A 23,112-nucleotide genomic window follows, 5' to 3' on the forward strand; every position below is an offset into this window, starting at 1 on the left:
ATGAATGGGCGGGTCCGCCCGCCGCGGACCCGCCCATCGCAATCGCTGAGTTACTGAGTGACGAAGGAGGTGAAGTAGATGCCCATCACGAGGTGCTTGCCGTCGACGTTGTACGCCTTCTCGATCTTCTCCAGCAGCTCGCCCTTCGCCTTCTCCCGGCCCTTCACGGTCTCGAGCTCGGCGACCTCCATGCCGGTGTACTGGTCGATCGCCAGGTCGAGCGCCTCGGAGGTGTCGATCTCCTCCTCGCCGGCCTCCTCGGTCATCTGCAGGGCGAAGCCCAGCTTGAGGTAGTGACCGTCCGCCAGGTTCACGGTCAGCGGGTTCTCGATCGTCACGACCGCGCCCTTGACCGGCGCAGCCTCGGCCGCGTCGCCCTTGAAGAACATGAAGTACGCGCCCGCGCCGCCACCGCCGAGCAGCACGACGGCGAGCGCAATGATCATCAGCATCTTCTTGGACTTCTTCGGCGCTTCCGCCGCGTCTTCCTTCGCTTCCTTGGCCATCGGAACTCCTCCTGTCGTGTCAGTCGTGGGTGGTGGTCGGGGACGTGGTGGTCGTTTCGGCCGCGGCCGCCGCGGCCTGAGCCTCGGCGGTGGTCTGACCGGTGTGCAGCTTGCCGTCGGGGCCGGCCGCGGACGGCAGCAGCGCCGCCTGCTCGGCGTTGAGCGTGGTGAGCACGACGACGTCCACCCGGCGGTTCATCGTGATGGACCGCGGGTCCTTGGGGTCGATCAGCGGCCGGGTGTCGGAGAAGCCGACGGCGCTCATCCGGTTCTTCGCCAGGCCGTGGTTCACCAGGTAGCGCACCGTCGTCGAGGCGCGCGCGGCGGAGAGCTCCCACCCGCTCGGGTAGTACGCGACGGTGGCCTTGAGCTGGTTGGTGTTGCCGTCGACCTCGATGTTGTTCGGCAGCTTCACCAGCGTCGGCGCGATCGCGTCCAGGATCTTCCGGCCGCCCTCCTGCAGGTCGGCGCGGTTCCCCGCGAACACCACCTCGTTCGTCACGATGGTGACCACCAGGCCGCGCTGGTCGATCGTGAACTTGACCTGGTTGAGCAGCTTCGCCTGAGCCAGCGCGTCGGAGATCTTGTTCTCGATCTCCTTGAGCTTCGCCGCCTCGGCGGCTGCCGCCTTGGCGTTCTCCGAGGCGGCCTTGCGGTCCTCGGCCAGCACGGCCCGGTTGACCGCGTCCTGCTGCGCCTTGCTCATCCCGGCGAGGCCCGAGCCGCCGTCGCCCGGGTTCGTGCCCGGGTCGATGGCGACGATGTTCGTGGCCTGGCCGGCGCCGTCGAACACCGCCGGGTTGCCCTGCAGCGCCGCGCTCGACGAGCCGAAACCCTGCGAGAGACCGGCCGCCAGCTCGGCGAACTTCTTCTTGTCGACGTTGCTCATGCTGAACAGCACGACGAACAGCACGAACAGCAGGGTGAGCATGTCGGCGTACGACACGAGCCAGCGCTCGTGGTTGACGTGCTCCTCGTGCTCCTCGTGACCGCCCTTCCGGCGCGGCTTACCCCCCGAGCTCATGTCAGGCGGCCTTCTTCGTCGTCGCCGCGGCCTCGGCGGCCTTCGCGGCGTCCGGGGGCAGCAGGCTGCGCAGCTTCTGGGCGACCAGGCGCGGGTTCGAGCCCGCCTGGATCGCCAGCACGCCGTCGATGACCAGCTCCATCTCCTCGGCCTCGATGCCGGAGAGCCGGGCCAGGCGGGCCGCGAGCGGCAGCCAGATGAGGTTGGCGGAGAGCACGCCCCAGAGCGTCGCGACGAACGCCGCGGCGATCGAGTGACCCAGCGTCTCCGGCTTGTTCAGGTTCTCGAGCACGTGCACCAGGCCCATGACCGTGCCGATGATGCCGACGGTCGGCGCGTACCCGCCCATGTTCTCGAAGATCTTCATGCCGGCCTTGTCGGCCTTCTTCTTGGCGGCGACCTCGGCGTGCAGGATGTCGTGCAGCTCCTCGGGGTCCGTACCGTCGATCGCCAGCTGCAGGCCCCGCTTCAGGAACGGGTGCTCGACGGTCTTGACCGCGTCCTCGAGGGCCAGCAGGCCCTCGCGGCGGGCCCGCTCGGCCAGCTTGACGATGTGGTCGACCAGCTTGTTGGGCGGCGCCACCTTCGCGAGGAACGCCTTCTGCAGCAGCTTGCCGACGCCGAGCGCGTCCTTGAGCACGCCGCCGGCCATGCCGGCCGCGAACGCCCCGCCGAACACCAGCAGCATCGACGGGATGAGGATGATGGAGGCCGGGCTGCCGCCCTCCAGGATCTGCACCGTGAAGACGATGATCAGGGCGACGACAACACCAATGAGGGTGGCGAGGTCCATCAGCGGTCCTTCCGGTGCAGCGGCAGCACGGTCGCGGAGGTCCGCGACACCTGCTCGTCCTCGGGCTCGGTCAGCAGGGCGGGATCACCCTCGATGCGGCTCGCCTGGGCGATCAGCGAGGCGCGGTAGTGGCGTACCGAGTCGATGAACTCGGGTACCGATTCGGCGATGACGTACTTGGTGCCGTCCACCAGCGTGATGACCGTGTCGGGCGTGCAGTCGGCACGCTCGACGAGATCGGGGTTGAGGGCGAAAACGGCTCCGTTGAGGCGGGTTACGAGGATCACGACATCCGTCCTTGGGGCGTCATAGCGGCTGGTGGGGCCATCCGTGGCCGGTCACTTGACCATTCGGCGGAGCGCCGGTTGCTGATGAGCGCGCTCCGGTCGCATTCCGGGTGCGGGCGGCCCCGGAAATGCGGAAGCCGGGGCGGGTCAGGTGACCCGTCCCGGCTTCACGCCGGCTGAGCTGCCGGCTATCGCTTGAGGTTGACGAGTTCCTGGAGGATCTCGTCGCTGGTGGTGATGATCCGGCTGTTCGCCTGGAAGCCGCGCTGGGCGATCACCAGGTTGGTGAACTCCTGCGCCAGGTCGACGTTCGACATCTCCAGCGCGCCGTTGGTGATCAGGCCGAGCCCGGCCGAGCCGGCGGAGCCGATCTGGGCGAGGCCCGAGTTCACCGTGCTGCGGAACATCGAGTCGCCGATCTTCTCGAGCCCGTTGACGTTGTTGAAGTTCGCCAGGGCGAGCTGACCGAGGGTCTGCTTCATGCCGTTGGAGAACACACCCACGATCTGGCCGGTGTTCGACACCGTGTACGAGCTCAGGATGCCCGCCGCGGAACCGTCCGACGCGCTGACCCGGGCCTCGGTGTTGCCGCTGTAGTGGGTGAGGTCGTGCACGTCGAAGGTGTAGTCGTTCGGTGCGGTGCCGAGGGCGACGGTCGCCAGCGGCGTGACGCCGTCGGTGTCGACCGGCTTGCCGTTGACGAACGTGATGGCCCGGGCGGAGCCGCCCGAGTACGGGTCGGCCGGGTCGGCCGTGCCGTCGGGCAGCGTCATGGTCCACTCGTTGGTGCCGGTCTTCGAGAGCCGGACGTTCATCGTGCTGGAGGCGCCGTTGGCGTCGATCACCGGCACCGGGATCACCTTCATCGAGGTGGGGTCGCCGGCCGGGGCCTCGTACGACAGGTTGCCGGTGAAGGTGATGTTCTTGGTCGCCTCGGGCGCCAGGCTGATGCCGATGGGCAGCTTGATGTTGCCCGGCGCGCCGGCCGTGTTGACGGTGCCGGCCGTGTCCGCGGACCAGCCCTGCACGATCTGCCCGTTCGGCGTGGTCAGCGAGCCGTTGGCGTCGAAGGTGAACGAGCCGGCGCGGGTGTAGACCGACTCGCCGCCGCTCTTGACGACGAAGAAGCCGTCGCCCTGGATCATCATGTCGCCGGACTTGCCGGTGGTCTGGGCCGCGCCCTGGCTGAAGTTGGCGTTGACGCTGGCCGTACGCACACCGAGGCCGACCTGCGCCGGGTTGGTACCGCCCTGGCCGTTCTGCGGGGCGCCCGCCGCGTTGACCATCTGCGACAGGGTGTCCTGGAAGACGGTCTGGCTGGACTTGTAGCCGGTCGTGTTGACGTTGGCGATGTTGTTGCCGGTCACGTCCATCATCTGCTGGTGCGCGCGCAGGCCGCTGATGCCGGAGAAAAGGGAACGCAGCATAGGTCAGTTGTCCTTCTTGGTGGCGGAATCGGAGGCGGTGGTGCCGGTGGCTGCCGGCGACTGCTGGACTTCCGTGACCTTGGACAGCTGCACATCCGTGTTCCCGACCACGAGCGTCGGTTCGCTGTCCCCGTTGAGCTTCGTCTTGGTGACGACGCCCGTCTGGGAGACGCCGTTGGCGTCCTGGTACGTGACCGTGCGGCCGACCAGCGCGCTCGCGCCGATCAACTGCTGGGCCTGCATCATCTGGGCGATCTGCCCGAGCTTCTCGACCTGGGTGAACTGGGCCGTCTGCGCGAGGAACTGGGTGGAGTCGGCCGGGTTCGAGGGGTCCTGGTACTTCAGCTGGGCCACCAGGAGCTTCAGGAACGTGTCCTGGTCGGCGACCGACTTGCTGCCCGCGTCGACCGTCGTCTTGTTGGAGTACGTCGACGTGGACCGGGCGGTCTTGTCGTCGTACTGGTTGCTGACGAATCCGTTGATCGGGGAAGTCATGCGCCGGGTCCTCCTGAGTTGGGTGGTTGGCCCTCGCACTCAGGTTCGGCGGGCGCGCCGATTCGCTTAGCCCCTATTTTCGGCGGGTTCGGAGCCTAAGCCTGGACGTCGAGACGGCTGATGCCGCTGCGACCGGATGGGACCGGTGCGGCGGTTTCGGCGGGTGCCGGGGCCCGGTCGGGGGCGCCATTTCCGGTACGCCCGTCCCGCCCGTCACCGCCTCCGCCGTTCATGAACGCGAACTGCTGGCGCGCCTGGTCCTGCTGCGCGGAGCCCTGCCGCAGGTCGAGCGACGTGTTGGCGAAGCCGGACTGCTGCAGCTCCCGGCGCAGGTCGTCCATCGCGTCCCGCAGCGACTCGTGGCCGGCGTCGGTCGAGCTGGCCAGCTGCACGCTGATCTCGCCGTTGCGGAGCTCCGCGACGATCTGCACCGGGCCGAGGTCGGCCGGGTGCAGGTTCACGGTGAGCCGGTGCACGCCGTCGGCGTCCAGGCGCAGCGGGCTGATCCGCGCGGCCAGCTGCATCGCCACCGGGCCGGGCAACGGCGGTGCGGCCGGGGCCGGTGCGGCGGGTGCCGCCGGTCCGACCGGTGCGGCGCCGGGCAACCCGGCCGGTACGTCGGTCCCGGGAGCAGCGGTCGTCGCCTGGGCCGCCGCGGGTGCGGGGAACGGGCTCGGGGAGGCGGTGCCGCGGTCACCCCGGCCGTCGCCCTGGGACGGCTGCTGGTCCTGGCCGGTCGCGCCGGGGTCCGTACCCGCGGGGTCGGGTGCGTCCGCGGGTGCGGTGGCGTCGGTTGCCGGGGCGTCCGGTGCCGCCGTCACTGTGTCCGCCGGGACCGCTGTGGTCTGTGAGGCGTCTGCTGTCGCCGGCGCTTCGGATGGCGTGGCGCTGTCGTCCTGACCGGGAGCAACCGGAGCGGCCGATGCCGGTGCGCTCGTGGGTGCTTCCGGCGCCGGCCCGGCTGCCTGTGTGGCTGCGGCTGCGGCCGCGGGTGTGGTCGCGGCCGGGGACGCGGGGGCGGGTGCGGCCGCCGGGACTGTGGGCTGGTCGGCCGGCGGTGGCGGCGTGGCCGGGACGGCGTCCTGCGGCTGCGCGGCGACCGGAGCGAGCCCCGGCTGAGGCGTCGTCGCGGCGGCCGGTGCGGCTGCAGAGGGCGCGCCGGTGGCGGCTGTGCTCGGCGCGGCGGGCGCGGCGGGCGCCGCGGGTGCCGCGGGTGCCGCGGGTGCGGACGGTGCGGCCGGCGCGGTCGCCGAGGCCACCGATGTCGCTGGGGCGGTCGCTGTGCCGGATGCGTCGGCGGGGAGCGGCGGGGCCGCGGTGACTGGTCGCGTCTCCGGCGCTGCGGCCGGGTTCGCCCGCATGGCGGCGGTCTGCGCGACGGCATCGGTCTGGGCGACCGCGGTCTGCGCCGCGCTGCTGGGCGCCACCGAGATCGGGGAGGGCGGTGCGTCAGCGGTCCGGGCGGAGGTCTGCGCCGCGCTGGGCGCCGTGACCTGCGGTGATGCCGGTACGGAGGTGAGCGCTGTGGCCGTTGTCGACCCCGGTGTGGCCTCGCCCGACGGCGCGGCCGAGGACGGCGGTGTCACGGTCGGGGCGGCAGCGGGCGTGACCGGAGATTGCGGTGTCTCCGCCTCCTCGGTCTCCGGCGCGGGAGCGGGCGGTCCGGCCGGGTCCGGGCGCTCCGCGCTCGTCCGCCTCGCCGCGGCCCTCGCCTGCGACATGCGCTGCTGCTCGGCGTCCCGGTCCTGGGCCGCGCGCAGCTGGAGGCGGTGTTCCGCGGCCGTTTCGGCGATCGTGGGGCCGTCTGCGCCACGGGCGGTGGTGCTGTGTTCGGCGGCACGGGCGTGGGCCAGTTCGGCGGCGCGCTGCTGTGCCGCGCGGCTCTCGAAACGTGCGTCGGCGGACCGGTTCCGAGCGTCGTCGTCGTGCTGCCGGTCGGTGGCGAGCGCCGACGGGGACCGGTCGAGCTCGGCGGAGAGCGCGGAGCCGAAAGCCTCCGCGCCGTCGCCGGGGCGGGTGGTCGGACGGCGCCCGGCGTCGGCTGTCGGCCTGCGGTCGGGACCCGTGACGGAGCTGGTCATGGCGCGCTTCCCTCCGTGAGCTCAGCCGAGAGCGGCGAGCGCCTTCTGGACCTTCGGCACGTACGCCTGGGTCTCCGCGAACGGCGGGATGCCGCCGTACTTGTGCACGTTGCCGCCGCCCGCGTTGTACGCGGCCAGCGCCAGCGGCAGGGACTTGAACTCCTTGAGGTGGCCGGAGAGCAGCTTCGCGGCGCCGTTGATCGCCTGCTGCGGGTCGAACGAGTTGTGCACGCCCAGGCCGCGCGCGGTGGCCGGCATGAGCTGCATCAGCCCCTGCGCGCCGGCCTTGCTCACGGCCTTCGGGTCGTACCCGGACTCGACCTTCGCCACGGCGGCGAGCAGCTTGGGCGAGACGCCGTACTTGGCGCCCGCCCGCACGAACATGTCCGCGTACGGCACGCCGGACAGCGAGGCGGAGTTCTGCAGGCTGGCGGGGCGTACGGCCGCGGCGGCGGTGCCGGAGGCGTCAGCGGTGCCGAGCACGCGCCGGATGTGCGTCGGGGTCTCGTACACCGATTGGATCTTGACGTGGTCGCCGGGCTTGGGCGCCGCGATCATCTTGTTGTCGCCGAGGTAGATGGCGACGTGGTCGACCGGTGAGTCGAAGGCCAGGATGTCGCCCGGTTTGGCCTGGGCGAGGCCGTCCACCTTCGTGCCGGCCCGGGCCTGCTCGCGCGAGGTGCGTGGCAGGTCGATCCCGAGATCCTTGTACGCCCGCTGCACCAGCGCCGAGCAGTCCAGCCCCTTGCCGGGGTCGGTGCTGCCGAACACGTACGGCGTACCGAGGTACTTCTTGGCGGCGTCGACCACGGCCTGCCCGGTGGCGCCGGAGCCGGAGGAGGTGGTCGTGCTGCCGCCCGCGTCGGCGAGGGCGGTGGCGAACGACGCGCCGGACGTCGTGCCGGTGCTGGTGGTGGCCGGTGCGATCCCCAGTTGCGACTGCAGCTCGGTGATGCGCGACAGCACACCGTCAACACCCATCATGCGCGGCTCCCCTGGTCGTCGTGGCCTTCGTCTTCGAGTTCGGCCGGTTCCGGTGGGCGCTTAGCCGCAAGCAGCAGCTGTGCCCGCTTCGCCTCGATGGCGTTGCGGGCGTCGGCGAGCTCGATCGGGGGCCGCTGGGCGGCGACGGCGAGCGCGGTCTCCCGGGCGGCGTCCTCGCGGGCGGCGGCCGCGGCGGCCCGGTCGGCGATCGTGCCGCTGCCCTGCCGCAGCGCGCTGGCCCGTTCCTCGTTCATGGCGTCCACGCCCCGGGCGGCGTTGCGCGCCTTCGACGTCACCGCCATCTCGTCGATGGTGTTCTGGTCGACGGTCAGGTCGTGGCGGCGTACGGCCTCCGCGTGCCGCTCGGCGAGCATCTCCACCGCCCGGCGCCGTTTGGCGGCGTCGGCCAGGCCGGCGACCTTCTCCCGGGTCCGCTCCTCCGCGTCGGTGACCATCCGGTGCGCGCCGGACAGCGTGGCGGCGAGCGACTGGCGGGCCACCATCGAGGCGACCATGGCGCGGGCGGTGCCCTCGGTGGGGGCGTCGGCTCCGGCCAGATCCAGCTGCCGGCGCTTGACCAGCGCCTGGGCGTCACGGATCTCCTGGCGGGACTGGATGACCGCGCCCCGGGCGGCGTCCTCCTGGGCCTTGCGTGCGCGCAGCACGGGGCCGAGCCGGAACAAGCGATTCACGAGACCTCCCAGAAAGTGCCGTCACCGTCCCGGTCGGCCCGATGCGGGTGCCGCTGAGCGGCTGCACCCGACCTGCACCCCGTCCGTGCCGCCGCCGGTGCGACGGCGGTCGCGTTCCGGCCGGATCTAACGTTGTTAGGATGGCTCTGCCGTGACGGCGCCGCCGGCGGCTCCTGCCGAGGGCACGCTGGAAGCGAGGTGGCCACGATGCCGACCGGCGCCAGGCGGGCCCGCGAACGCGCGAGCACCCGCGAACGCATCATCGAGGCCGCGCTGCACATCCTGGAGAACGAGGGTGCCGCGGCGTTGACGGTCCGGCGCATCGCCACCGACGTCGAGTATTCCGCTCCGGTGGTCTATCAGCACTTCGCCAACAAGGACGCGCTCGTGCTGGAGCTCGTCGCGCACGGCCATCGCCTGATGACGGCCGAGCTGGAGCAGGCCGCCGCGGAGCTCGACATCGACCGGCGCATGATGCAGCTCGCGTCCGAGTACGTCCGGTTCGCCGGTGAGCACCCGCACCTGTATCAGATCATGAACGGCGATGCCGTCGACGCAGACCAGCGCCTGCGTGCGGCGGCCCCCACCGTCGGCGTGCTGAAGGAATTCCTCACCGCGTGGTCGGACTCCCACGACGTGGTGCTGGCTGATTTCGGCGAAGCTTGCGACATCGTCTGGGGCACGCTGTACGGCATAGCATCGCTCGGCCGCATCGGCACGGTCGGCAACGAGCGCGCCCGGCGTCTCGCCCAGCAGGCGCTGCGCACCCTGCTTCGTGGCTGGCAGGCCGACCTGCCGGGAACCGCGCGGACCGGTCCGCCGGGAAACCCGTAGGCGCGGAAACGGCTCCGGCCCGGTTCCGTTTCGCGAAACCGGGCCGAGGGGCGGGGCATCACCCGCCGGTCGGGGTCCAGTCCGCGGGCAGGCCGGAATCGCTCAGGATCTCACCCCGGTTGTAGTAGTCGTCGCTCGACCGGATCAGGTTGCCGCGCAGCCGCAGCACGGTCACGACGGGGACCGCGAACGGGCGCGGCGCACCGGCGATGTGGCCGGTGAACGTGCCTTGGAGCACCACCCCGTCGCTTCCCCGGAACCCGCTGGTCACGTCGAACCCGAGATCCTCGACGAGCTGATGGGACCCGGTCTCCCATTCCGCAACCCCCTCCCGGCCGCGGAACACCAGGTTGAGGGCGCGGTCGGTGTACACCGCGTCCTGGGTGTACAGACGGGCGAGATCGCGCGTGTCGGTGGTCATCCACGCGGCGGCCCAGCGCCGCCCGATCGCCGGCACCCGATCCTTCTCGTGCTCCGGCGGACCCGCCACGTGTTGTGCCGCGGCCTGCGCGGCCCGCTTTCCGGGCGATGCCGCGGCGGAGGTCGCGGGCCCGGCGATGACGGTGCCGGCAATCAGAGCCGCGACGGTGAGGCCGGATGTGAAAGTACGAGTACGCATGGGGTCTCCTTGCCTGGCCGACGCATTCCTAACGCCGTTAGATTTTCTAACGCCGTTAGGTCAGGCCGTGCCGGACAGGGCCGTCAAGGAACGGGGAGGACCGGGGAAGCGACCGCCAAGCCGGTGGTGTGTCCCCGGCACTCGAGACGCACCACCTCATGCGCGACGCGCCGTACTGACGGTCGAACATGAGATCGTCGAAGTCGAGGTGGGCCCGCTTGTGGGTGATCGAGCTGAGGCTCACGACGCGCGGGGCCGGAGCCGCGGCGAGACCGTCGAGCAGCAGGCCGGTTAAGGGGTCAGGAGGCCGCGATGAGCTGGCGCAGCTGGGCCCAGGCCTGCTCCGCGCCGACCTTCTCGTCGAGGCCCTGACGCAGGAACGCGGTGATCTGCGGCCAGACCGCCGCGGCCCGGTCCGCCTCCGGGTTGGTGCCCGGGACGTACGCGCCGATCTCGACCAGCTCGCGCACCTCGCGGTGAGCGGCCATCAGGCGGCGCAGTTCCGTCGCGTCGCTGCGCTGTTCCGGGGTGGTGATCCTGTTCGCCACCCGGGAGATCGAGTCGAGCGCCTGGATGCTCGGGAAGTGGCCGGCCGTGGCGAGCTTGCGGTCCAGCACGATGTGGCCGTCCAGGATGGAGCGGGCCGCGTCGGCGATCGGCTCGTTGTGGTCGTCGCCCTCCACCAGCACGGTGTAGAGGCCGGTGATGCTGCCCCGGGCGCCCGGGCCGGCACGTTCCAGCAGCGACGCCAGCATCGCGAAGACCGACGGCGGGTAGCCGCGGGTGGCGGGCGGTTCGCCGACGGAGAGGCCCACCTCGCGCTGGGCCATCGCCGCGCGGGTCACGCTGTCCATCATCAGCAGCACGTCGCCGCCCTCATCGCGGAAGTACTCGGCGATGCGGGTCGCGACCGAGCCGGCGCGCAGGCGGACCAGCGGGGGCGTGTCCGAGGTCGCGATCACCACCACCGAGCGGGCCAGCCCCTCCGGGCCGAGGTCGTGCTCGATGAACTCCCGGACCTCGCGGCCGCGCTCGCCGACCAGGGCCACCACGTTCAGCTCGGCCGTGGTGCCGCGCGTGATCATGCTCATCAGGGTGCTCTTGCCGACGCCCGAGCCGGCGAAGATGCCGATGCGCTGGCCGCGGCCGCACGGCACGAGCGTGTCCAGGACCCGTACGCCCAGCGGCATCGGCGCGTCCACGAGCTGGCGCTCCATCGCCGAGGGCGGGGCGGCCTCGATGCCGACCATCTCGCCCCGCAGCGGCGGGCCGCCGTCCATCGGCCGTCCCAGCCCGTCGAGGATCCGGCCGCGCAGGTCGGGCCCGACCGCCACCCGCAGCGGCCCGCCCGTGGAGACCACCGGCGTACCGGTGCTCAGCCCCGCGATCGGGCCCAGCGGCAGGCAGGACAGCCGTTCCCCGTCGAGCGCGGCGACCTCGGCCAGCACCGCCTCGTCGCCCTCGCCCATCTGCAGGAGGTCGCCGACGCGTGCCTCCAGCCCGCTCACCGTGACCCGCAGGCCCACCGCGCCCGTCACCTTGCCCCGGGTGAGCGGCTGGGCCGCCGACAGCGCGGCGTTGATCCGGTTGCGGAAGACGTCGGTCACAGGCGGAGGGCTTCCTTTGCTCGGGCGACGGCCGCGGCGATGGACGCGTCCACCGTGGTGGTGCCGGTCTCCGCGACGGCGTCGCCGGGCCGCAGGGCGGAATCGGGGCGCAGGTGCACCGGCCGACCCTCGTAGTTGTAGTCGGCGTCGGTTGCCGTACCGACCAGATTGACGAAATCGTCGGGATGCAGGCTCACCACGATGTCGCCGAGATCCGGTGCGGCGCTCATGGCCCGGCGCAGGGCCGCCGCGGCCCGCCCCTCCGGGTCGTCCATCGCCCGGCCCACGATGGCCTCGGCCAGCTCGAACGCGTTCGCGAGCACCGCCTCCTGCAGCTCCTGCAGGGTCGGCATCAGCTGGGTCTCCAGGTTGGTCACGGCCCGGCCGAGCGCGTTGACCGCCTGCGCCAGCGCCGCGGCGCGACGCTGGTCGTGCGCCTGCTCATACGCCCGCGCCCGCTCGGCGGTCGCCTCGGCCTCCATCGCGGCGGCCCGCTGGCCCTGGGCCCAGCCCTCGGCATAACCGGCCGTGCGGGCCTCCTGCTTCGCCCGTTCCACGGGAGCGCTGTCCATGGGTACGGCGCGCCGCAGGTCCACGCCGAAGCGGGCGGCCGCGGCGGACTCGGCCACCGTGCCGCGCAGCACCGGCCCCTCGTCAGGCGATGAGCTCATCGGCCTCACCGCCACGCTGGATCTCGATCTGGCCGGAGTCCTCGAGCGAGCGGATCACCGAGACGATCTTCTGCTGCGACTCCTCGACCATCCGCACCTTGACCGGGCCCATCAGGTCCATCTCCTCGAGCAGGTTCTCCCGGCCGCGCTCGGACAGGTTGCTGGTGACCTTGTCGCGGACCGCGTCGGCCACGCCCTTGAGCGCGGTGGCCAGGTCCGCGGGCTCGACCTGGCGCAGCACCAGCTGCACCGAACGGTCGTCGAGGGTCACGATGTCCTCGAACATGAACATCCGCCGGCGGATCTCCTCGGCGATCTCCGGGCTGCGCTTCTCGAGCGCCTCCAGGATGAGCCGCTCGGTGGTGCGGTCGGCGCGGTTGATGATGTCGACCAGTGGGCCCAGACCACCGACCGTGGACAGCTCGTCGGGCTGCAGCACGGTGGAGAGCTTGCGCTGCAGGGCGAGCTCGACCTGGCGGATCACGTCGGGGGAGGTGCGGTCCATGACGGCGATGCGGTGCGCCACGTCGGACTGCACCTCCGGCGCCAGCCCGGACAGGATCGACGACGCCAGCGCCGACGGGATGTGCGCCAGCACCAGGGCGATCGTCTGCGGGTGCTCGTACTGCACGTACGACAGCAGCTGCCGGGGGTCGGCGTGGCTGAGGAAGTTGAACGGCATGTCGGTCATCGAGGCCTGCAGCCGGTCGAGGATCAGCTGGGCCCGTTCGGTGCCCAGCGACGCCTCGAGCAGCTCACGGGCGTACGCCATGCCGCCCGCGCCGGCGTGCTTGGTGGTCGCCATCGCGTAGAACTCGTCGATGACGTCGACGACGGTCTCCGGTTCCAGCTTGCCGAGCCGGGCGATCTCGGCCGACAGCTCCTCGACCTCGCTCTCGCTCATGTTCGCGAGCACCCGGGTCGAGTACTCCTTGCCCATGCGCACCAGCAGGATGGCGGCCTTGCGCAGGCCGGTCATCGTATTCGTGCTCAGTGCCGGCGTGGTCAACGCGGTTCCTCCTTGAACCAGGGGGGTGTGCGGTCGGGGGGTCGATCAGCGGCCGGCGCCGAGCCAGCCCCGCAGCAGGGCGGCCATCTCCTCCGGCTGGTCCTCGACCATCTGCTCGATCTCCCGCTGGCGCTCCTCCAGCGCCTCGTGGGTGATGTTCGCGGCCTCGAGCGCCGGCGACGGGATCGCCGCGTTCAGCTCGGCCAGGCGCTGCGCCTCCAGGGCGGCCTGCATCTCCTCGAGGTGCCGCAGCTCCGCCGGGGTCAGCGCCTTGCGCTTGCGCTGCTTCCGGCTCCAGCGCCAGGCCAGGAAGATCAGGAAGAGCACGACCAGGGCCATGGCGGCGGTCTTGATCAGCGACGTCTGCTTCGCCGACTTCTCCGCGGCGGCCGAGGCGGCCAGGGCGTTCTGCGCGGCGGTGGCAGCCGAGGTGTCGAACGCCATCGCGCTGACCGCCACGGTGTCGCCCCGGGTCGGGTCGACGCCGGCCGCGGCGCTGACCAGGGTCTGCACGTCGGCCTGGTTGACGGCGCCGGCGGTGGTCGCGTCCAGCAGGACCGCGACGTTCAGCCGCTTGATGCTGCCCGGCGCCCGGTTCCGGGTCTCGGTGACCTCGTTGACCGAGTTGTTGCGGGTGACGGTGCTGTTCTCGTACTGGCCGGTGCCGGCGCTGCTCGTACCGTTCGGCACCTGGATGTTGTCCGGGCCGAGCACGCCGCCGGTCCCGTTGCCGTTGCCGTTGTACGCCTCCCGCTGGATCTGCTCGGAGAGCGCGGCGACCGACGGGTCGGACGAGTACGTCTTGCTGGTCGTCTGGGTCCGGTCGAAGTCCAGCTCCGCGGTCGTGGTCACCACGGCGTGGCCGGGGCCGACGACGGCGTCGAGCATCTTCTGCAGCGACGAGTTGAGGCGGTTCTGGAAGGCGACGGTCTCCGAGTCGGAACCGCTGTCACCGCCCGAGGACACCGGCGCGCCGTTGCCGCTCGACAGCACCTTGCCGTCCGCGCCGACCACGGTGACGTTGGTGGGATCCAGCCCTTCCACGGACGAGGCGACCAGGTTCACGATCGCCTGCACGGTCTGTCCTGACAGCGGCTTGCTCGGCGAGGAGGCCACCAGCACCGAGGCGGTGGTCTTCTCCTGGTCGTCGGCGAAGACGTCCTTCTGCGGGATGACCAGGTTGACCGTGGCCGCCTCGACGCCGTCGATGCTCTTGATGGTGTTGGCCAGCTCGCCCTGCAGCGCCCGCTGGTAGTTCGTGTGCTGCATGAAGTCGCTGGTGGTGATCCCCTGCTTGTCGAGCAGGGCGTAGCCGGTGTCGGCGTCCCCGGGGAGCCCTTCGCCGGACATCTGCAGGCGCAGGTCGTACACCTGGTCCTGGGGCACCATGATCGTCGTGCCGCCGTTGGCCAGCTCGTACGGCGTGCCGGACTTCTGCAGCGACTCGACGATCGCGGAGGCGTCCTTGCTTGACAGGTTGCTGAACAGGGCGGAGTAGGAGGGCTTCGACGCCCAGGTGGCGAAGAAGTAGCCGCCGATCACGAGGGCGAGCACCGCCGCGATCGTGACCGCCTTCTGTCCGGGGGTGAAGGACTTGAAGGTGTCGCCGACCTTGCGTACGGGCGCGGGGAGACGGTCCGTCATGCTAAGCCTGCATCCTCATGATCTCCTGGAAGGCCTCGACGGCCTTGTTCCGGATCGCCATCGTCAGCTGCAGCCCGAGGGACGCCTCGGTGGCCGCCATGGTGTACTGCGCCGGGTCCTGCAGGGTGCCGTTCGCCACCTGCACGGCCAGATCGCCGGCATTGGACTGGGACGCCTGCACGCTCTCCAGACCCTTGGAGAGCATGCTCGCGAAGTCGGTGTTCACGCCGGTGGCCGCGGCGGTGCCGGACGTGCCGCTCACCGCGTTCACGCCGGTCACGCCGCTGAGGCCGGTCACCGCGCCGATCGCGCCGATGGGAGACGTCATGATCAGGCCTTCCCGAGGTTGATCGCGGCCTGGTACGACTCCCGCGCCCGGTCGACGACGGAGAGGTTGGCCTGGTACGAGCGCTGCGCCATGATCAGCTGCGCCATCTGGCCGCCGAGGTCGATGTCCGGGCGGCGTACGTAGCCCTCGGTGTCGGCCAGCGGGTTGTCCGGCTCGTACGACAGCCGGCCCTCGGCGTTGCCGTACGCGATGCCGCCGACCTGGGCGCCGTTGCCGTCCTGCGCCTCCTGGGCGACGACGTAGCGGGCCTGGAAGGCGTTCTCGGACGTCCGGCTGACATTGTCGATGTTGGCGATGTTGTCGGACACGGCGTCGAGCCACTTGCGGTAGACCGTCACGCCGCTGCCCGCCACGCCGATCGCGTTGAAGGTGCTCATCTAGCTCAGGCCCCCTTGATCGCGTCGCGGATCAGGCTGTACTTGCCGTCGAGAGCGCGGATCGCCAGCGAGTAGCGCATCGTGGTGTCGATGTGCGAGAGCGTCTCCTCGTCGAGGTTGACGTTGCTGCCGTTCAGGCGCGTCGGCTCCAGCGAGTTCTGCACGCTCGGCGTGACCGTCGAGGGCGACCGGCCGCTGGCGACGGCGCTGCTCAGCGCCTCCTCGAACTTGACCTTACGGGCCTGGTAGCCGGGGGTCTCGATGTTCGCGATGTTGTTGGCGATGGCGTTCTGCCGGGCGGACAGGCCGGCGACTGCGACGCGGAGCGAGGACGATGCGACGTCGTCGAACACGGCAGCGTTCCTTCCAGTGGATCGAGGTGCCGGTCCGTGGCGGTCGGGCGGAGCAATCCTTTGCTCGTACCTTTCGCTTCGGCCTGGCCGCCGATCCGCTGAGCGGCAAATGGTTGCCGCTGAGTTGCACGCAAAAACCCGGAACCCCTCGGGGCTCCGGGCCGGTGCGGTGCGGTGTTCTCACATGGCGCAGTCGAGGTAGACCGGGCGCTTGACGGCTTCGCCGGTCTCGATCCGGCTGGTCATGGCCTGCTGGACCCGCGTGGCGGTGAGCCGGTGGGCGATCTCCTGCGCGGCCGCCAGCTGACGGGTGAGGATCTCGTCGGCCCGGGGGCGCAGCTCGAGCGGCAGCGCGCCCAGGTCGGTGGGCGGCTTCCACAGGTCGGACGGCGGGGTCTCGGCGTAGCGGCGCGCGTCGGCCAGCATGGCCTCGGTGGCTGCCACGTCCATCTCGAGGTCGTCGAGCGCGGCGGTCCAGGCATTTCGCCAGGCGTCGGTCACGCTGTCCCCACCTCGCTCTCCATCACCATCGGTATCTCAGGCCACGGGGGCGGACGATGCGACCGCCAGCGCGGCGGCCTCCCGCCAGGCGTCGCGCAGGGGTTCGATCAGTGCGCGGCAGGCGGCGACGCGGTCGGCGTCGCGGGCGACGTTGGCGCCGATGAGCTCGGTGAGCAGGAACCCGTAGAGGTTCGCCAGGCCGGGCGCGCCCGCCCAGGCGTCGACGTCGAGGGTCGTGCGCAGCTCCAGGATGATCTCCTGGGCGTGGTTCAGCTTGTCGTTGGCCTGCTCCCGCTCGCCGGCGCGGAGTGCCTCTTCCCCTTGGAAGAGGTCCATGACGAGGCGGTCGTAGAGCATCACCAGCAGCTTGCCCGGGGAGGCCGTACTGATGGAGTCCTGCAGGTAGCGGTTCAGCGGAGAGGTCATTTGTTCCCTTTGCTCAGGAATATGGGCATTCCTTGGGCGGTCAGGTCGGATCGGGGCGCTCGTCAGCCGAGGCTGGCGATCTGGCCGGAGAGCCAGGTGGACTGCGACTTGAGCTTGGAGAGGGCGGTCTCCAGGCCCGAGTACTGCTTCTGCAGCGCCTCCTGGCGGCCCACCAGCCGTACGCCCCAGTCGTCGATCTGCAGGTTCAGGCTGTCGATGACGTTCTTGCGGCCGGTGATGGACGAGGTGATGTTGCTGTTCTGGGTGTTCGCCAGCGCCTCGAACTTGTCGGCGAAGGCGACCCCCGCCTCCTTGATGGCGCTCGGGTCCGCGTTGTACGCGGCGGTGAACTTGGCCGCGTCGAAGGTCATCTGGCCGGACGAGTCGAGGGCGATGCCGAGCTTGCTCAGGCTGCCGAAGTTGACGATGTTGGCCTTGTCCGCGGTGATGTCCGCCGGCGTCGCCGTCTTGGGGTCCGGCGCCGCGGGCGCACCCGCCTTGCGGTACGACAGGCCCTGGCTGATCGCGCTCAGCACCTGCTGGGTCATCTGCCGCACGGAGAAGTCGCCGGTCAGCGGCGACCCCTTCTTGGTCTCCGGGTCGTACGCGGTCTGCTTCTTGATCTCGCCGAGCGCGCCGTTGGCGGCGTCCACGAGCGCCTGGAACTTGGCGGCGATGCCGGACACGTCCGAGACGGAGGTGACGGTCACGTCGTCCTCGACCTTGCCGACGGTCAGGCTCACGCCGGCCATCAACCCGGTGAAGGTGTTCGTGCCGCTGCTGAGCGTGTAGCCGCCGGGGGCCGCGTCGCCGCCGCCGACCTCGACGACCGCGTCGGCGGCCGTGGTGCCCGGGACGAGCCCGTACGCGTCGGCGGCGGCGTTCTCGAGGCCGGAGACGGCGAACGCGTTGCCGGCGCCGGTCTTCGTGCCGTTCAGCTGGAGCACGCTCTGCGAGCTGCCGACCTGCACGAGCGTCGCCTTGACGCCGAGCCCGGCGCCGTTGATGGCCGCCTGGATCCCCTTCGCGGACTTGTCCTTGCTGACGTCGATCTCCACCGGCGTCCCGGTGACCACGCCGTTCTCCACCTTGCCGATGGTGATCGAGATCTTGTCGGGGACGTCCAGCTGGACGCCGCGGGTCTTCGTCGGGTCGTTCGGGTACGCCGGGTCCTGCTCGGTCGACGTGTCCACGCGCATGGTGGCGGACTGGGCCGTGGCGAGCGCCTTGACCGAGAACTTCACCGCGCCGGCCACCGCGTCGGTGCCCCCGGTGGCGGTCGCCGTCACGGAGGTCGAGCTGGAGGTGGGCCGGACGGCGCGCCAGGTGCTGAGCTGGCTCAGGGTGTCGGCGGCGGTCTTCATCGCCGAGACCTTCGTGTTGACGGCCTGGTATGACGTGACCACCGCCTCGGCGGCGGAGACCTTCGACTTCAGGCGGGTCTGCGGGGCCGCCTCGACCTGCATCAGTGAGCTGATCATGGACGAGGTGCTGAGACCACTGACGAGGCCGTCGATCGAGCTGGTCACGGGGCGCCTACTTTCCTGCCGGGTACAAATGTGAAACGGGGGTAGCCGGCGCCGTCTGCCAGCTACCCCCGACTATTCGGTTGTCAGCGATATTCAGTTAGGAGTTGCCGGTAGCGGTTCGGTTAGCGCAGCAGCGACAGAACGTTCTGCGAGGCCTGGTTGGCCTGCGACAGCATCGAGGTGCCGGCCTGGGTCAGGATCTGGTTCCGGGTGAAGGAGACCATCTCCTGCGCCATGTCGGTGTCACGGATGCGCGACTCCGACGCGGACAGGTTCTCGACCGAGACGTTCAGGTTGTTGATCGTGTGCTCGAACCGGTTCTGGTACGCACCGAGCGTGGCGCGCTGGTCCGACACCCCCTGGATGGCGGTGTCGAGGGCGTCGATCGCGGCCTGCGGGTCCGTGGTCAGGTCCAGGCCGCTCGTGCCCAGAGCCGTGGCGCTGATCGCGTCGATCGAGATGCTCATGGTCTCGCCCGAGTTGGCGCCGATCTGGAACGTGCCCGAGTTGGCACCCGCCACCGGGGTCGCGCCGGACGCCGCCGTGCCGGCACCGGTCAGGGAGGTGAGGCCCGTACCGCCGCCGTCGCTGACCGAGAACTCCTTGTTGCCGGAGAACGTGGTCTTGTAGCCGGCCTTGTCGGCCGTGACGTCGAGCTTGACCTTGATCTCGTCGCCCTTGTAGCCGCTCTGCTTCAGCGCGGACGAGATCGCGTCGTTGTACGCGGACTCGACCTCCTTGGCGGTGGCGTTCGCGCCGATGTTGCCGGTGGTCACCGAGATCTCGTTGCCGGCGCCCAGCGCGACGCCGTTCACGGTGTCGATCTGGAACGTCTGCGCACCCGTCGGCAGCGAGGCGGCCGCCTGGGTGGTGGACGACTGGAACGACTTGCCGAAGGAGCCGTCGAGCAGCTTGGACTTGCCGAACGACGTGGTGCTGCCGATCCGGTCCAGCTCCTGGTTCAGCTGGCCGAACTCCTTCTGCGCGGCCGCGGTGGCCTCGCTGTCCTGCGAACCGCCGTTGGCGGCCTGCACGGACAGGTCACGCATGCGCTGCAGGATCGAGGTGACCTCGTTGAGCGCACCCTCAGCGGTCTGCGCGACGCTGATGCCGTCCTGGGCGTTGCGGACGGCGACCTTCAGGCCACCGACCTGCGAACGCAGGCCCTCGGAGATCGAGAGGCCGGCCGCGTCGTCGGCCGCGCGGTTGATGCGGAAACCGCTGGACAGCTTCTCCAGCGACTTCGACATCTGGCTGTCGGTGACCGACAGGTTCCGGTAGGCGTTCTGGGCGGCGATGTTCTGGTTGATGCGGAGACCCATGGTGTTTCCTCCTTGAGTGCGGGTCCGTGGCGGCTCATCCGTAAGCCGTTGGCGTTGCGCCAGTCAGATCGGCGGTCCTCCGCCGGTCATGAGCAGTCTGCGAAATTTCTTCGGGCTTTTCGGGCGATTGCCAGATCTCCGGCCTGCTACCGGGTGGAAACCCCTCAGAGACCCACCGGCCGTGCCGACCTGTCCGGATGAGCAGGGAACGCGCCGTCCGGGCCGTCCCGCATGAGGAAGACGGAGGACCGGGTGAGCCTGACCGACCTGTCCAGCGTCCTGTGGCGGGCGCGTGAGCTGCTGGAGCTTCTGCTGTTCAAGCTCGAGGAGGAGCAGCTGCTCCTGGCCTCCAACCGCTCCCGCTGGCTGGCGCACGCCACCCGCGAGGTCGAGGTGGTGCTGGACCAGATCCGGCAGACCGAGGTGGCCCGTGCGGCGTACGCGCAGGCCGTCGCGCTCGAGCTGGGGCTGCCGGCGGAGGCGTCCCTGGGCCAGCTCGCCGACGCGGCGCCCGCGCCGTGGTCGGACCTGCTGCACCAGCACCGCAAGGCGTTCCTGACCCTGACCCAGGAGATCGGGACCATGGCGGAGGCCAACCGGGACCTGCTCACGGCCGGCCAGCGCGCGGCTCGCGAAACCATGCTCGCGTTCGCCGGAACAGTGGAAACGTATGGCCCGCAGGGCAAGACCGTCAGCGGCGGAGTGCGCCGCCCGAGCCTGGTGGACGAGGCAATCTGATGGGTAGCAGCTTCGGCAGTATCAACACCGCGCTGACCTCGCTGTACGCGCAGCGCCGCGGCCTCGACGTGGCCGGCCAGAACATCGCGAACGCGACGACCGAGGGCTACACCCGCCAGCGGGTCGACATGCAGGCGCAGGTCGGCTCGACCGTGGGCGTGCGCTGGGCGACGACCGACGGCCTCGGCACCGGCGTGGCGGTCAGCGACGTGCAGCGGCTCCGCGACCAGTACCTGGAGAACCGCGGCCGTACGGAGCACGCGAACAGCGCCTACCTGTCCAACCAGGCGGCCACGTACACGTCGCTGGAGGATGTCTTCGCCGAGCCGAGCAGCACCGCGCTGCAGGCGCAGATGCACGACATGTGGGCCGCATGGGGCGACGTCGGCGACGAGCCGACCAGCGTCGCCGCCCGGTCCGCGCTGCTGCAGCAGAGCAGCGTCGTCGCCGAGGGGCTGAACAGTGCCTACGGCGCGCTGGACGCGCAGTGGTCGGCGAACGCCACCCAGCTCACCAAGTACGCCGCCGAGGTGAACACCGCGGCCGGCACGATCGCCCAGCTCAACGACTCGATCGTGAAGGCGAAGGCGACCGGCGTGGTGGTGAACGAGCTCGAGGACCGCCGTGACCTGGCGGTCATGAAGCTGTCGGAGCTCGTCGGCGCGACCGCCTCGGTCCGCGACGACGGCTCGATGGACGTGTACGTCGGCAACGCCCTGCTGGTGAACCGGACGACGACCCGGCCGATGACGGCCACCGCGGGCGTCTCCACCCTGGACGCTCAGCGCGACTACAACGCCAACCCCGCCAACGGCACCAAGTCGGCGGGCCTCACCTGGGTCGACACCGGCGACGTGGTGCAGGCCGGCGGCAGGATGGGCTCGATGACCGAGACCATGACCACGATCCTCCCCGGGATGGCCCAGAAGCTGGACAAGGTCGCGAAGACGCTGGTGGACACGGTGAACGCGGCGACCACGTCGGCGTACAAGACCGATGGCACGGCCGGCACCGAGTTCTTCACCGGGGACTTCTCCACGGGCCGGTACGCCCGGAACATCACCGTCGCGATCACGAACCCCAAGGACGTCGCGATCTCCGCCAAGAACGAGACCAACCCGGACGGCACACCGAAGCTCGACGCGGGCGGCAACCCGATCGGCACGAACGACGGGTCGAAGGCGACCACGCTCGCCGGCACCGCGACCAAGGTGGGCAGCCCGGACCTCGTCTACCAGGACATGATCGCCGACCTCGGGGTCAACGCGCAGACGTCGACCCGGCGCAGCGAGATCCAGGTCAACGTCACGGCGCAGGTGGACGCCGCCCGCGAGGCGGAGTCCGGGGTCAACCTCGACGAGGAGATGACGAACCTGCTGACGTATCAGCGCGGGTACGAGGCCGCCTCGCGGGTGCTCACCACGATCGACTCGATGCTCGACCAGCTCATCAACCGCACGGGCCTGGTCGGAAGGTAAGGACGGACATGGCGAACAGGGTCACGGAGAGCAGCATCCACACGCGGGTGCTCGCCAACCTCCAGCGCAACATCCAGCGGGGCGAGAAGATCCAGCAGCAGCTCTCCAGCGGCAAGCAGATCAACCGCCCGTCGGACTCCCCGAACGGCACGCTGCAGTCGATGCAGCTGCGCGGCGAGACGCGCGCCAACAACCAGTACGTGCGCAGCGCCAACGACGGGCTCGGCTGGCTGAGCACCCTCGACGGCACCCTGACCAGCGCCTCGACGCTGGTGCAGCGGGCGCGGACGCTCACGTTGCAGGGCCTCAACTCCGGGTCGAACAGCGTCGAGTCGCAAAACGCGCTGGCCACCGAGATCGACCAGATCAAGAGCTCGATGATCGGGTACGCGAACACGACGTACCTGGACCGCCCGGTGTTCGGCGGCACCACGACGCAGGGCAAGGCGTTCAGCGACACCGGCGACTTCATCGGCAACCAGGACGGCGTGACCCGCACCATCGGCCCGAACTCGCAGTTGCGGGTGGACGCCGACGGGGTGGCCGCGTTCGGCGACGGCGCCACCTCGGTGTTCCAGATGCTCGACAACATCGCCGTCGCGCTGAAGGCCAATGACACGACGGCCCTGCAGGCTGGACTGGAAGGTCTGGACACCGCGGCAAATAACCTGAAAAACACTCTTTCGGAGGTAGGCGCCCGATACAATCGGGTTACGCAGATGAAGCAGTCCGCGGAAGACCGGCTGCTGGACGTGACGGCTCAGCTGTCCGACGTCGAGGACGTGGACCTGCCGAAGACCATCATGGACATGCAGCTCCAGCAGACCTCGTACCAGGCGGCTCTGGCCGCCTCGGCAAAGGTGATCCAGCCCTCGCTCATCGACTTCCTGAGGTGACCATGAGTACTCGTACCGCGTCCCGACCGATTGGGGCCTCCATGACCGACACCGAGCTGGACATGCCGATCATCGAGATGGCTGTCCCCATGCCCGGCTTCCCGGCGCACCGGCAGTTCGTGCTCGTCCGGTTGAACGACGAGGGTCTCCTGTACGCGTTCACGTCGATCGACGACCCGGAGCTCCGCTTCCTCGTCGCGCCGCCGGAGCCGTTCTTCCCGGACTACGCGCCCGAGATCGAGAACGACGTGTTCGCCGCGCTGAACACCAAGGACCCCGACCGGCTTCTGCTCATGGTGGTCATCACCGCCGGCGTCAACGAGACCACGGCCAACCTGCTCGCGCCGATCATCGTCGACCGGGACTCGCGCCGGGCCATGCAGGTCGTCCTGAACGGCAGCAACATGCCGGTCCGCGCCATCATGCGCAAGGAGTACTGAGCGGTTCGACGGCAGGTGTCCTGTCCACGG

The 23,112-nt window shown here is 70.3% G+C and carries 26 protein-coding genes; 5 read left to right on the plus strand and 21 right to left on the minus strand.

What is annotated here, in order from left to right:
- Positions 1-50: 50 nt before the first annotated feature.
- The 9 genes from COUCH_RS03475 to COUCH_RS03515 all read right to left on the minus strand — a co-directional run bounded on the left by COUCH_RS03475 (position 51) and on the right by COUCH_RS03515 (position 8,289).
- Entirely contained in the window at positions 51-506 is a 456-nt protein-coding gene (locus COUCH_RS03475) for a flagellar basal body-associated FliL family protein (RefSeq protein ID WP_249610659.1), read from the minus strand.
- Between the two features lie 19 nt (positions 507-525).
- Entirely contained in the window at positions 526-1,530 is a 1,005-nt protein-coding gene (locus COUCH_RS03480; RefSeq protein ID WP_249610660.1) for a flagellar motor protein MotB, read from the minus strand.
- 1 nt (position 1,531) lies between these two features.
- Entirely contained in the window at positions 1,532-2,323 is a 792-nt protein-coding gene (locus tag COUCH_RS03485; RefSeq protein ID WP_249610661.1) for a flagellar motor protein, read from the minus strand.
- The gene (locus COUCH_RS03490) at positions 2,323-2,610 is read right to left on the minus strand and encodes a flagellar FlbD family protein (RefSeq protein ID WP_249610662.1); all 288 of its coding nucleotides are present in this window, start codon (positions 2,608-2,610) and stop codon (positions 2,323-2,325) included. The genes COUCH_RS03485 and COUCH_RS03490 overlap by 1 nt, the downstream gene beginning before the upstream one ends.
- Positions 2,611-2,798: 188 nt before the next feature.
- Complete coding sequence (locus COUCH_RS03495) at positions 2,799-4,037, minus strand: flagellar hook protein FlgE (protein ID WP_249610663.1); 1,239 nt, start codon at positions 4,035-4,037, stop codon at positions 2,799-2,801.
- 3 nt (positions 4,038-4,040) lie between these two features.
- Positions 4,041-4,532 (minus strand): flagellar hook assembly protein FlgD, encoded by a 492-nt coding sequence (locus COUCH_RS03500; protein ID WP_249610664.1) that lies wholly within the window; start codon positions 4,530-4,532, stop codon positions 4,041-4,043.
- A 95-nt stretch (positions 4,533-4,627) separates the two neighbouring features.
- Entirely contained in the window at positions 4,628-6,613 is a 1,986-nt protein-coding gene (locus COUCH_RS03505; protein ID WP_249610665.1) for a flagellar hook-length control protein FliK, read from the minus strand.
- A gap of 21 nt (positions 6,614-6,634) precedes the next feature.
- Positions 6,635-7,597, minus strand: a complete 963-nt coding sequence (locus COUCH_RS03510; RefSeq protein ID WP_249610666.1) for a transglycosylase SLT domain-containing protein — start codon at positions 7,595-7,597, stop codon at positions 6,635-6,637.
- Positions 7,594-8,289, minus strand: coding sequence for a flagellar export protein FliJ (locus COUCH_RS03515; protein WP_249610667.1), 696 nt, complete (start codon positions 8,287-8,289; stop codon positions 7,594-7,596). The genes COUCH_RS03510 and COUCH_RS03515 overlap by 4 nt, the downstream gene beginning before the upstream one ends.
- Before the next feature lie 207 nt (positions 8,290-8,496).
- Here COUCH_RS03515 and COUCH_RS03520 point away from each other — a divergent pair, with 207 nt between their 5' ends.
- Entirely contained in the window at positions 8,497-9,123 is a 627-nt protein-coding gene (locus COUCH_RS03520) for a TetR/AcrR family transcriptional regulator (RefSeq protein WP_249610668.1), read from the plus strand.
- Positions 9,124-9,181: 58 nt separating this feature from the next.
- Here COUCH_RS03520 and COUCH_RS03525 read toward each other — a convergent pair whose 3' ends face one another.
- The 12 genes from COUCH_RS03525 to COUCH_RS38780 form a co-directional block, all read right to left on the minus strand.
- Positions 9,182-9,742 carry a nuclear transport factor 2 family protein gene (locus COUCH_RS03525; RefSeq protein ID WP_249610669.1) on the minus strand — a complete coding sequence of 187 codons (561 nt, stop codon included), beginning with the start codon at positions 9,740-9,742 and terminating at the stop codon, positions 9,182-9,184.
- Positions 9,743-10,041: 299 nt separating this feature from the next.
- Positions 10,042-11,349: a FliI/YscN family ATPase gene (locus COUCH_RS03530; protein ID WP_249610670.1), complete on the minus strand. Its 1,308-nt coding sequence runs from the start codon at positions 11,347-11,349 to the stop codon at positions 10,042-10,044.
- Positions 11,346-12,020 (minus strand): FliH/SctL family protein, encoded by a 675-nt coding sequence (locus COUCH_RS03535; RefSeq protein WP_249610671.1) that lies wholly within the window; start codon positions 12,018-12,020, stop codon positions 11,346-11,348. The genes COUCH_RS03530 and COUCH_RS03535 overlap by 4 nt, the downstream gene beginning before the upstream one ends.
- Entirely contained in the window at positions 12,004-13,029 is a 1,026-nt protein-coding gene (gene fliG, locus COUCH_RS03540) for a flagellar motor switch protein FliG (RefSeq protein ID WP_249610672.1), read from the minus strand. Before fliG ends, COUCH_RS03535 begins: the two co-directional genes overlap by 17 nt.
- A 45-nt stretch (positions 13,030-13,074) precedes the next feature.
- Complete coding sequence (gene fliF / locus COUCH_RS03545; protein ID WP_249610673.1) at positions 13,075-14,673, minus strand: flagellar basal-body MS-ring/collar protein FliF; 1,599 nt, start codon at positions 14,671-14,673, stop codon at positions 13,075-13,077.
- A 1-nt stretch (position 14,674) separates the two neighbouring features.
- Positions 14,675-15,001 carry a flagellar hook-basal body complex protein FliE gene (gene fliE / locus COUCH_RS03550; RefSeq protein ID WP_249610674.1) on the minus strand — a complete coding sequence of 109 codons (327 nt, stop codon included), beginning with the start codon at positions 14,999-15,001 and terminating at the stop codon, positions 14,675-14,677.
- Between the two features lie 2 nt (positions 15,002-15,003).
- Positions 15,004-15,399 carry a flagellar basal body rod protein FlgC gene (locus COUCH_RS03555; protein ID WP_249610675.1) on the minus strand — a complete coding sequence of 132 codons (396 nt, stop codon included), beginning with the start codon at positions 15,397-15,399 and terminating at the stop codon, positions 15,004-15,006.
- Between the two features lie 5 nt (positions 15,400-15,404).
- Positions 15,405-15,752, minus strand: coding sequence for a flagellar basal body rod protein FlgB (gene flgB, locus COUCH_RS03560; protein WP_249610676.1), 348 nt, complete (start codon positions 15,750-15,752; stop codon positions 15,405-15,407).
- A 180-nt stretch (positions 15,753-15,932) separates the two neighbouring features.
- Positions 15,933-16,253, minus strand: coding sequence for a hypothetical protein (locus tag COUCH_RS03565; protein WP_249610677.1), 321 nt, complete (start codon positions 16,251-16,253; stop codon positions 15,933-15,935).
- A 36-nt stretch (positions 16,254-16,289) separates the two neighbouring features.
- Complete coding sequence (fliS, locus tag COUCH_RS03570) at positions 16,290-16,679, minus strand: flagellar export chaperone FliS (protein ID WP_249610678.1); 390 nt, start codon at positions 16,677-16,679, stop codon at positions 16,290-16,292.
- 62 nt (positions 16,680-16,741) lie between these two features.
- Positions 16,742-18,208 carry a flagellar filament capping protein FliD gene (gene fliD / locus COUCH_RS03575; RefSeq protein WP_249610679.1) on the minus strand — a complete coding sequence of 489 codons (1,467 nt, stop codon included), beginning with the start codon at positions 18,206-18,208 and terminating at the stop codon, positions 16,742-16,744.
- Positions 18,209-18,330: 122 nt separating this feature from the next.
- Positions 18,331-19,530, minus strand: a complete 1,200-nt coding sequence (locus COUCH_RS38780) for a flagellin (RefSeq protein WP_275980059.1) — start codon at positions 19,528-19,530, stop codon at positions 18,331-18,333.
- 252 nt (positions 19,531-19,782) lie between these two features.
- Between COUCH_RS38780 and flgN the strand changes: the two genes are divergently transcribed.
- From flgN to fliW, 4 genes are read left to right on the plus strand one after another with little or no spacing between them, the layout of a single operon-like run.
- Positions 19,783-20,268 carry a flagellar export chaperone FlgN gene (flgN, locus tag COUCH_RS03590; RefSeq protein ID WP_249610680.1) on the plus strand — a complete coding sequence of 162 codons (486 nt, stop codon included), beginning with the start codon at positions 19,783-19,785 and terminating at the stop codon, positions 20,266-20,268.
- Entirely contained in the window at positions 20,268-21,746 is a 1,479-nt protein-coding gene (gene flgK / locus COUCH_RS03595) for a flagellar hook-associated protein FlgK (RefSeq protein WP_249610681.1), read from the plus strand. Before flgN ends, flgK begins: the two co-directional genes overlap by 1 nt.
- A gap of 8 nt (positions 21,747-21,754) precedes the next feature.
- Positions 21,755-22,642 carry a flagellin gene (locus tag COUCH_RS03600; RefSeq protein ID WP_249610682.1) on the plus strand — a complete coding sequence of 296 codons (888 nt, stop codon included), beginning with the start codon at positions 21,755-21,757 and terminating at the stop codon, positions 22,640-22,642.
- Between the two features lie 41 nt (positions 22,643-22,683).
- A complete protein-coding gene (gene fliW, locus COUCH_RS03605) occupies positions 22,684-23,082 on the plus strand; it encodes a flagellar assembly protein FliW (protein WP_249610683.1) in 399 nt (132 codons plus the stop codon).
- The last annotated feature ends 30 nt before the right edge of the window (positions 23,083-23,112 follow it).

Origin of the sequence: Couchioplanes caeruleus (genome assembly GCF_023499255.1) — a bacterium.
GTDB classification, from domain to species: Bacteria; Actinomycetota; Actinomycetes; order Mycobacteriales; family Micromonosporaceae; genus Actinoplanes; species Actinoplanes caeruleus_A.

What these genes read in the sequence shown, in the direction of transcription:
- COUCH_RS38780 (WP_275980059.1), bottom strand. Translation starts at nt 19,530, where the DNA reads ATGGGTCTCCGCATCAACCAGAACATCGCCGCCCAGAACGCCTACCGG.
- fliE (WP_249610674.1), bottom strand. Translation starts at nt 15,001, where the DNA reads ATGACGTCTCCCATCGGCGCGATCGGCGCGGTGACCGGCCTCAGCGGC.
- COUCH_RS03475 (WP_249610659.1), bottom strand. Translation starts at nt 506, where the DNA reads ATGGCCAAGGAAGCGAAGGAAGACGCGGCGGAAGCGCCGAAGAAGTCC.
- COUCH_RS03535 (WP_249610671.1), bottom strand. Translation starts at nt 12,020, where the DNA reads ATGAGCTCATCGCCTGACGAGGGGCCGGTGCTGCGCGGCACGGTGGCC.
- COUCH_RS03525 (WP_249610669.1), bottom strand. Translation starts at nt 9,742, where the DNA reads ATGCGTACTCGTACTTTCACATCCGGCCTCACCGTCGCGGCTCTGATT.
- COUCH_RS03555 (WP_249610675.1), bottom strand. Translation starts at nt 15,399, where the DNA reads ATGAGCACCTTCAACGCGATCGGCGTGGCGGGCAGCGGCGTGACGGTC.
- COUCH_RS03495 (WP_249610663.1), bottom strand. Translation starts at nt 4,037, where the DNA reads ATGCTGCGTTCCCTTTTCTCCGGCATCAGCGGCCTGCGCGCGCACCAG.
- COUCH_RS03500 (WP_249610664.1), bottom strand. Translation starts at nt 4,532, where the DNA reads ATGACTTCCCCGATCAACGGATTCGTCAGCAACCAGTACGACGACAAG.
- COUCH_RS03520 (WP_249610668.1), top strand. Translation starts at nt 8,497, where the DNA reads ATGCCGACCGGCGCCAGGCGGGCCCGCGAACGCGCGAGCACCCGCGAA.
- flgK (WP_249610681.1), top strand. Translation starts at nt 20,268, where the DNA reads ATGGGTAGCAGCTTCGGCAGTATCAACACCGCGCTGACCTCGCTGTAC.
- COUCH_RS03505 (WP_249610665.1), bottom strand. Translation starts at nt 6,613, where the DNA reads ATGACCAGCTCCGTCACGGGTCCCGACCGCAGGCCGACAGCCGACGCC.
- COUCH_RS03480 (WP_249610660.1), bottom strand. Translation starts at nt 1,530, where the DNA reads ATGAGCTCGGGGGGTAAGCCGCGCCGGAAGGGCGGTCACGAGGAGCAC.
- fliF (WP_249610673.1), bottom strand. Translation starts at nt 14,673, where the DNA reads ATGACGGACCGTCTCCCCGCGCCCGTACGCAAGGTCGGCGACACCTTC.
- COUCH_RS03510 (WP_249610666.1), bottom strand. Translation starts at nt 7,597, where the DNA reads ATGATGGGTGTTGACGGTGTGCTGTCGCGCATCACCGAGCTGCAGTCG.
- fliW (WP_249610683.1), top strand. Translation starts at nt 22,684, where the DNA reads ATGACCGACACCGAGCTGGACATGCCGATCATCGAGATGGCTGTCCCC.
- fliS (WP_249610678.1), bottom strand. Translation starts at nt 16,679, where the DNA reads ATGACCTCTCCGCTGAACCGCTACCTGCAGGACTCCATCAGTACGGCC.
- COUCH_RS03600 (WP_249610682.1), top strand. Translation starts at nt 21,755, where the DNA reads ATGGCGAACAGGGTCACGGAGAGCAGCATCCACACGCGGGTGCTCGCC.
- COUCH_RS03485 (WP_249610661.1), bottom strand. Translation starts at nt 2,323, where the DNA reads ATGGACCTCGCCACCCTCATTGGTGTTGTCGTCGCCCTGATCATCGTC.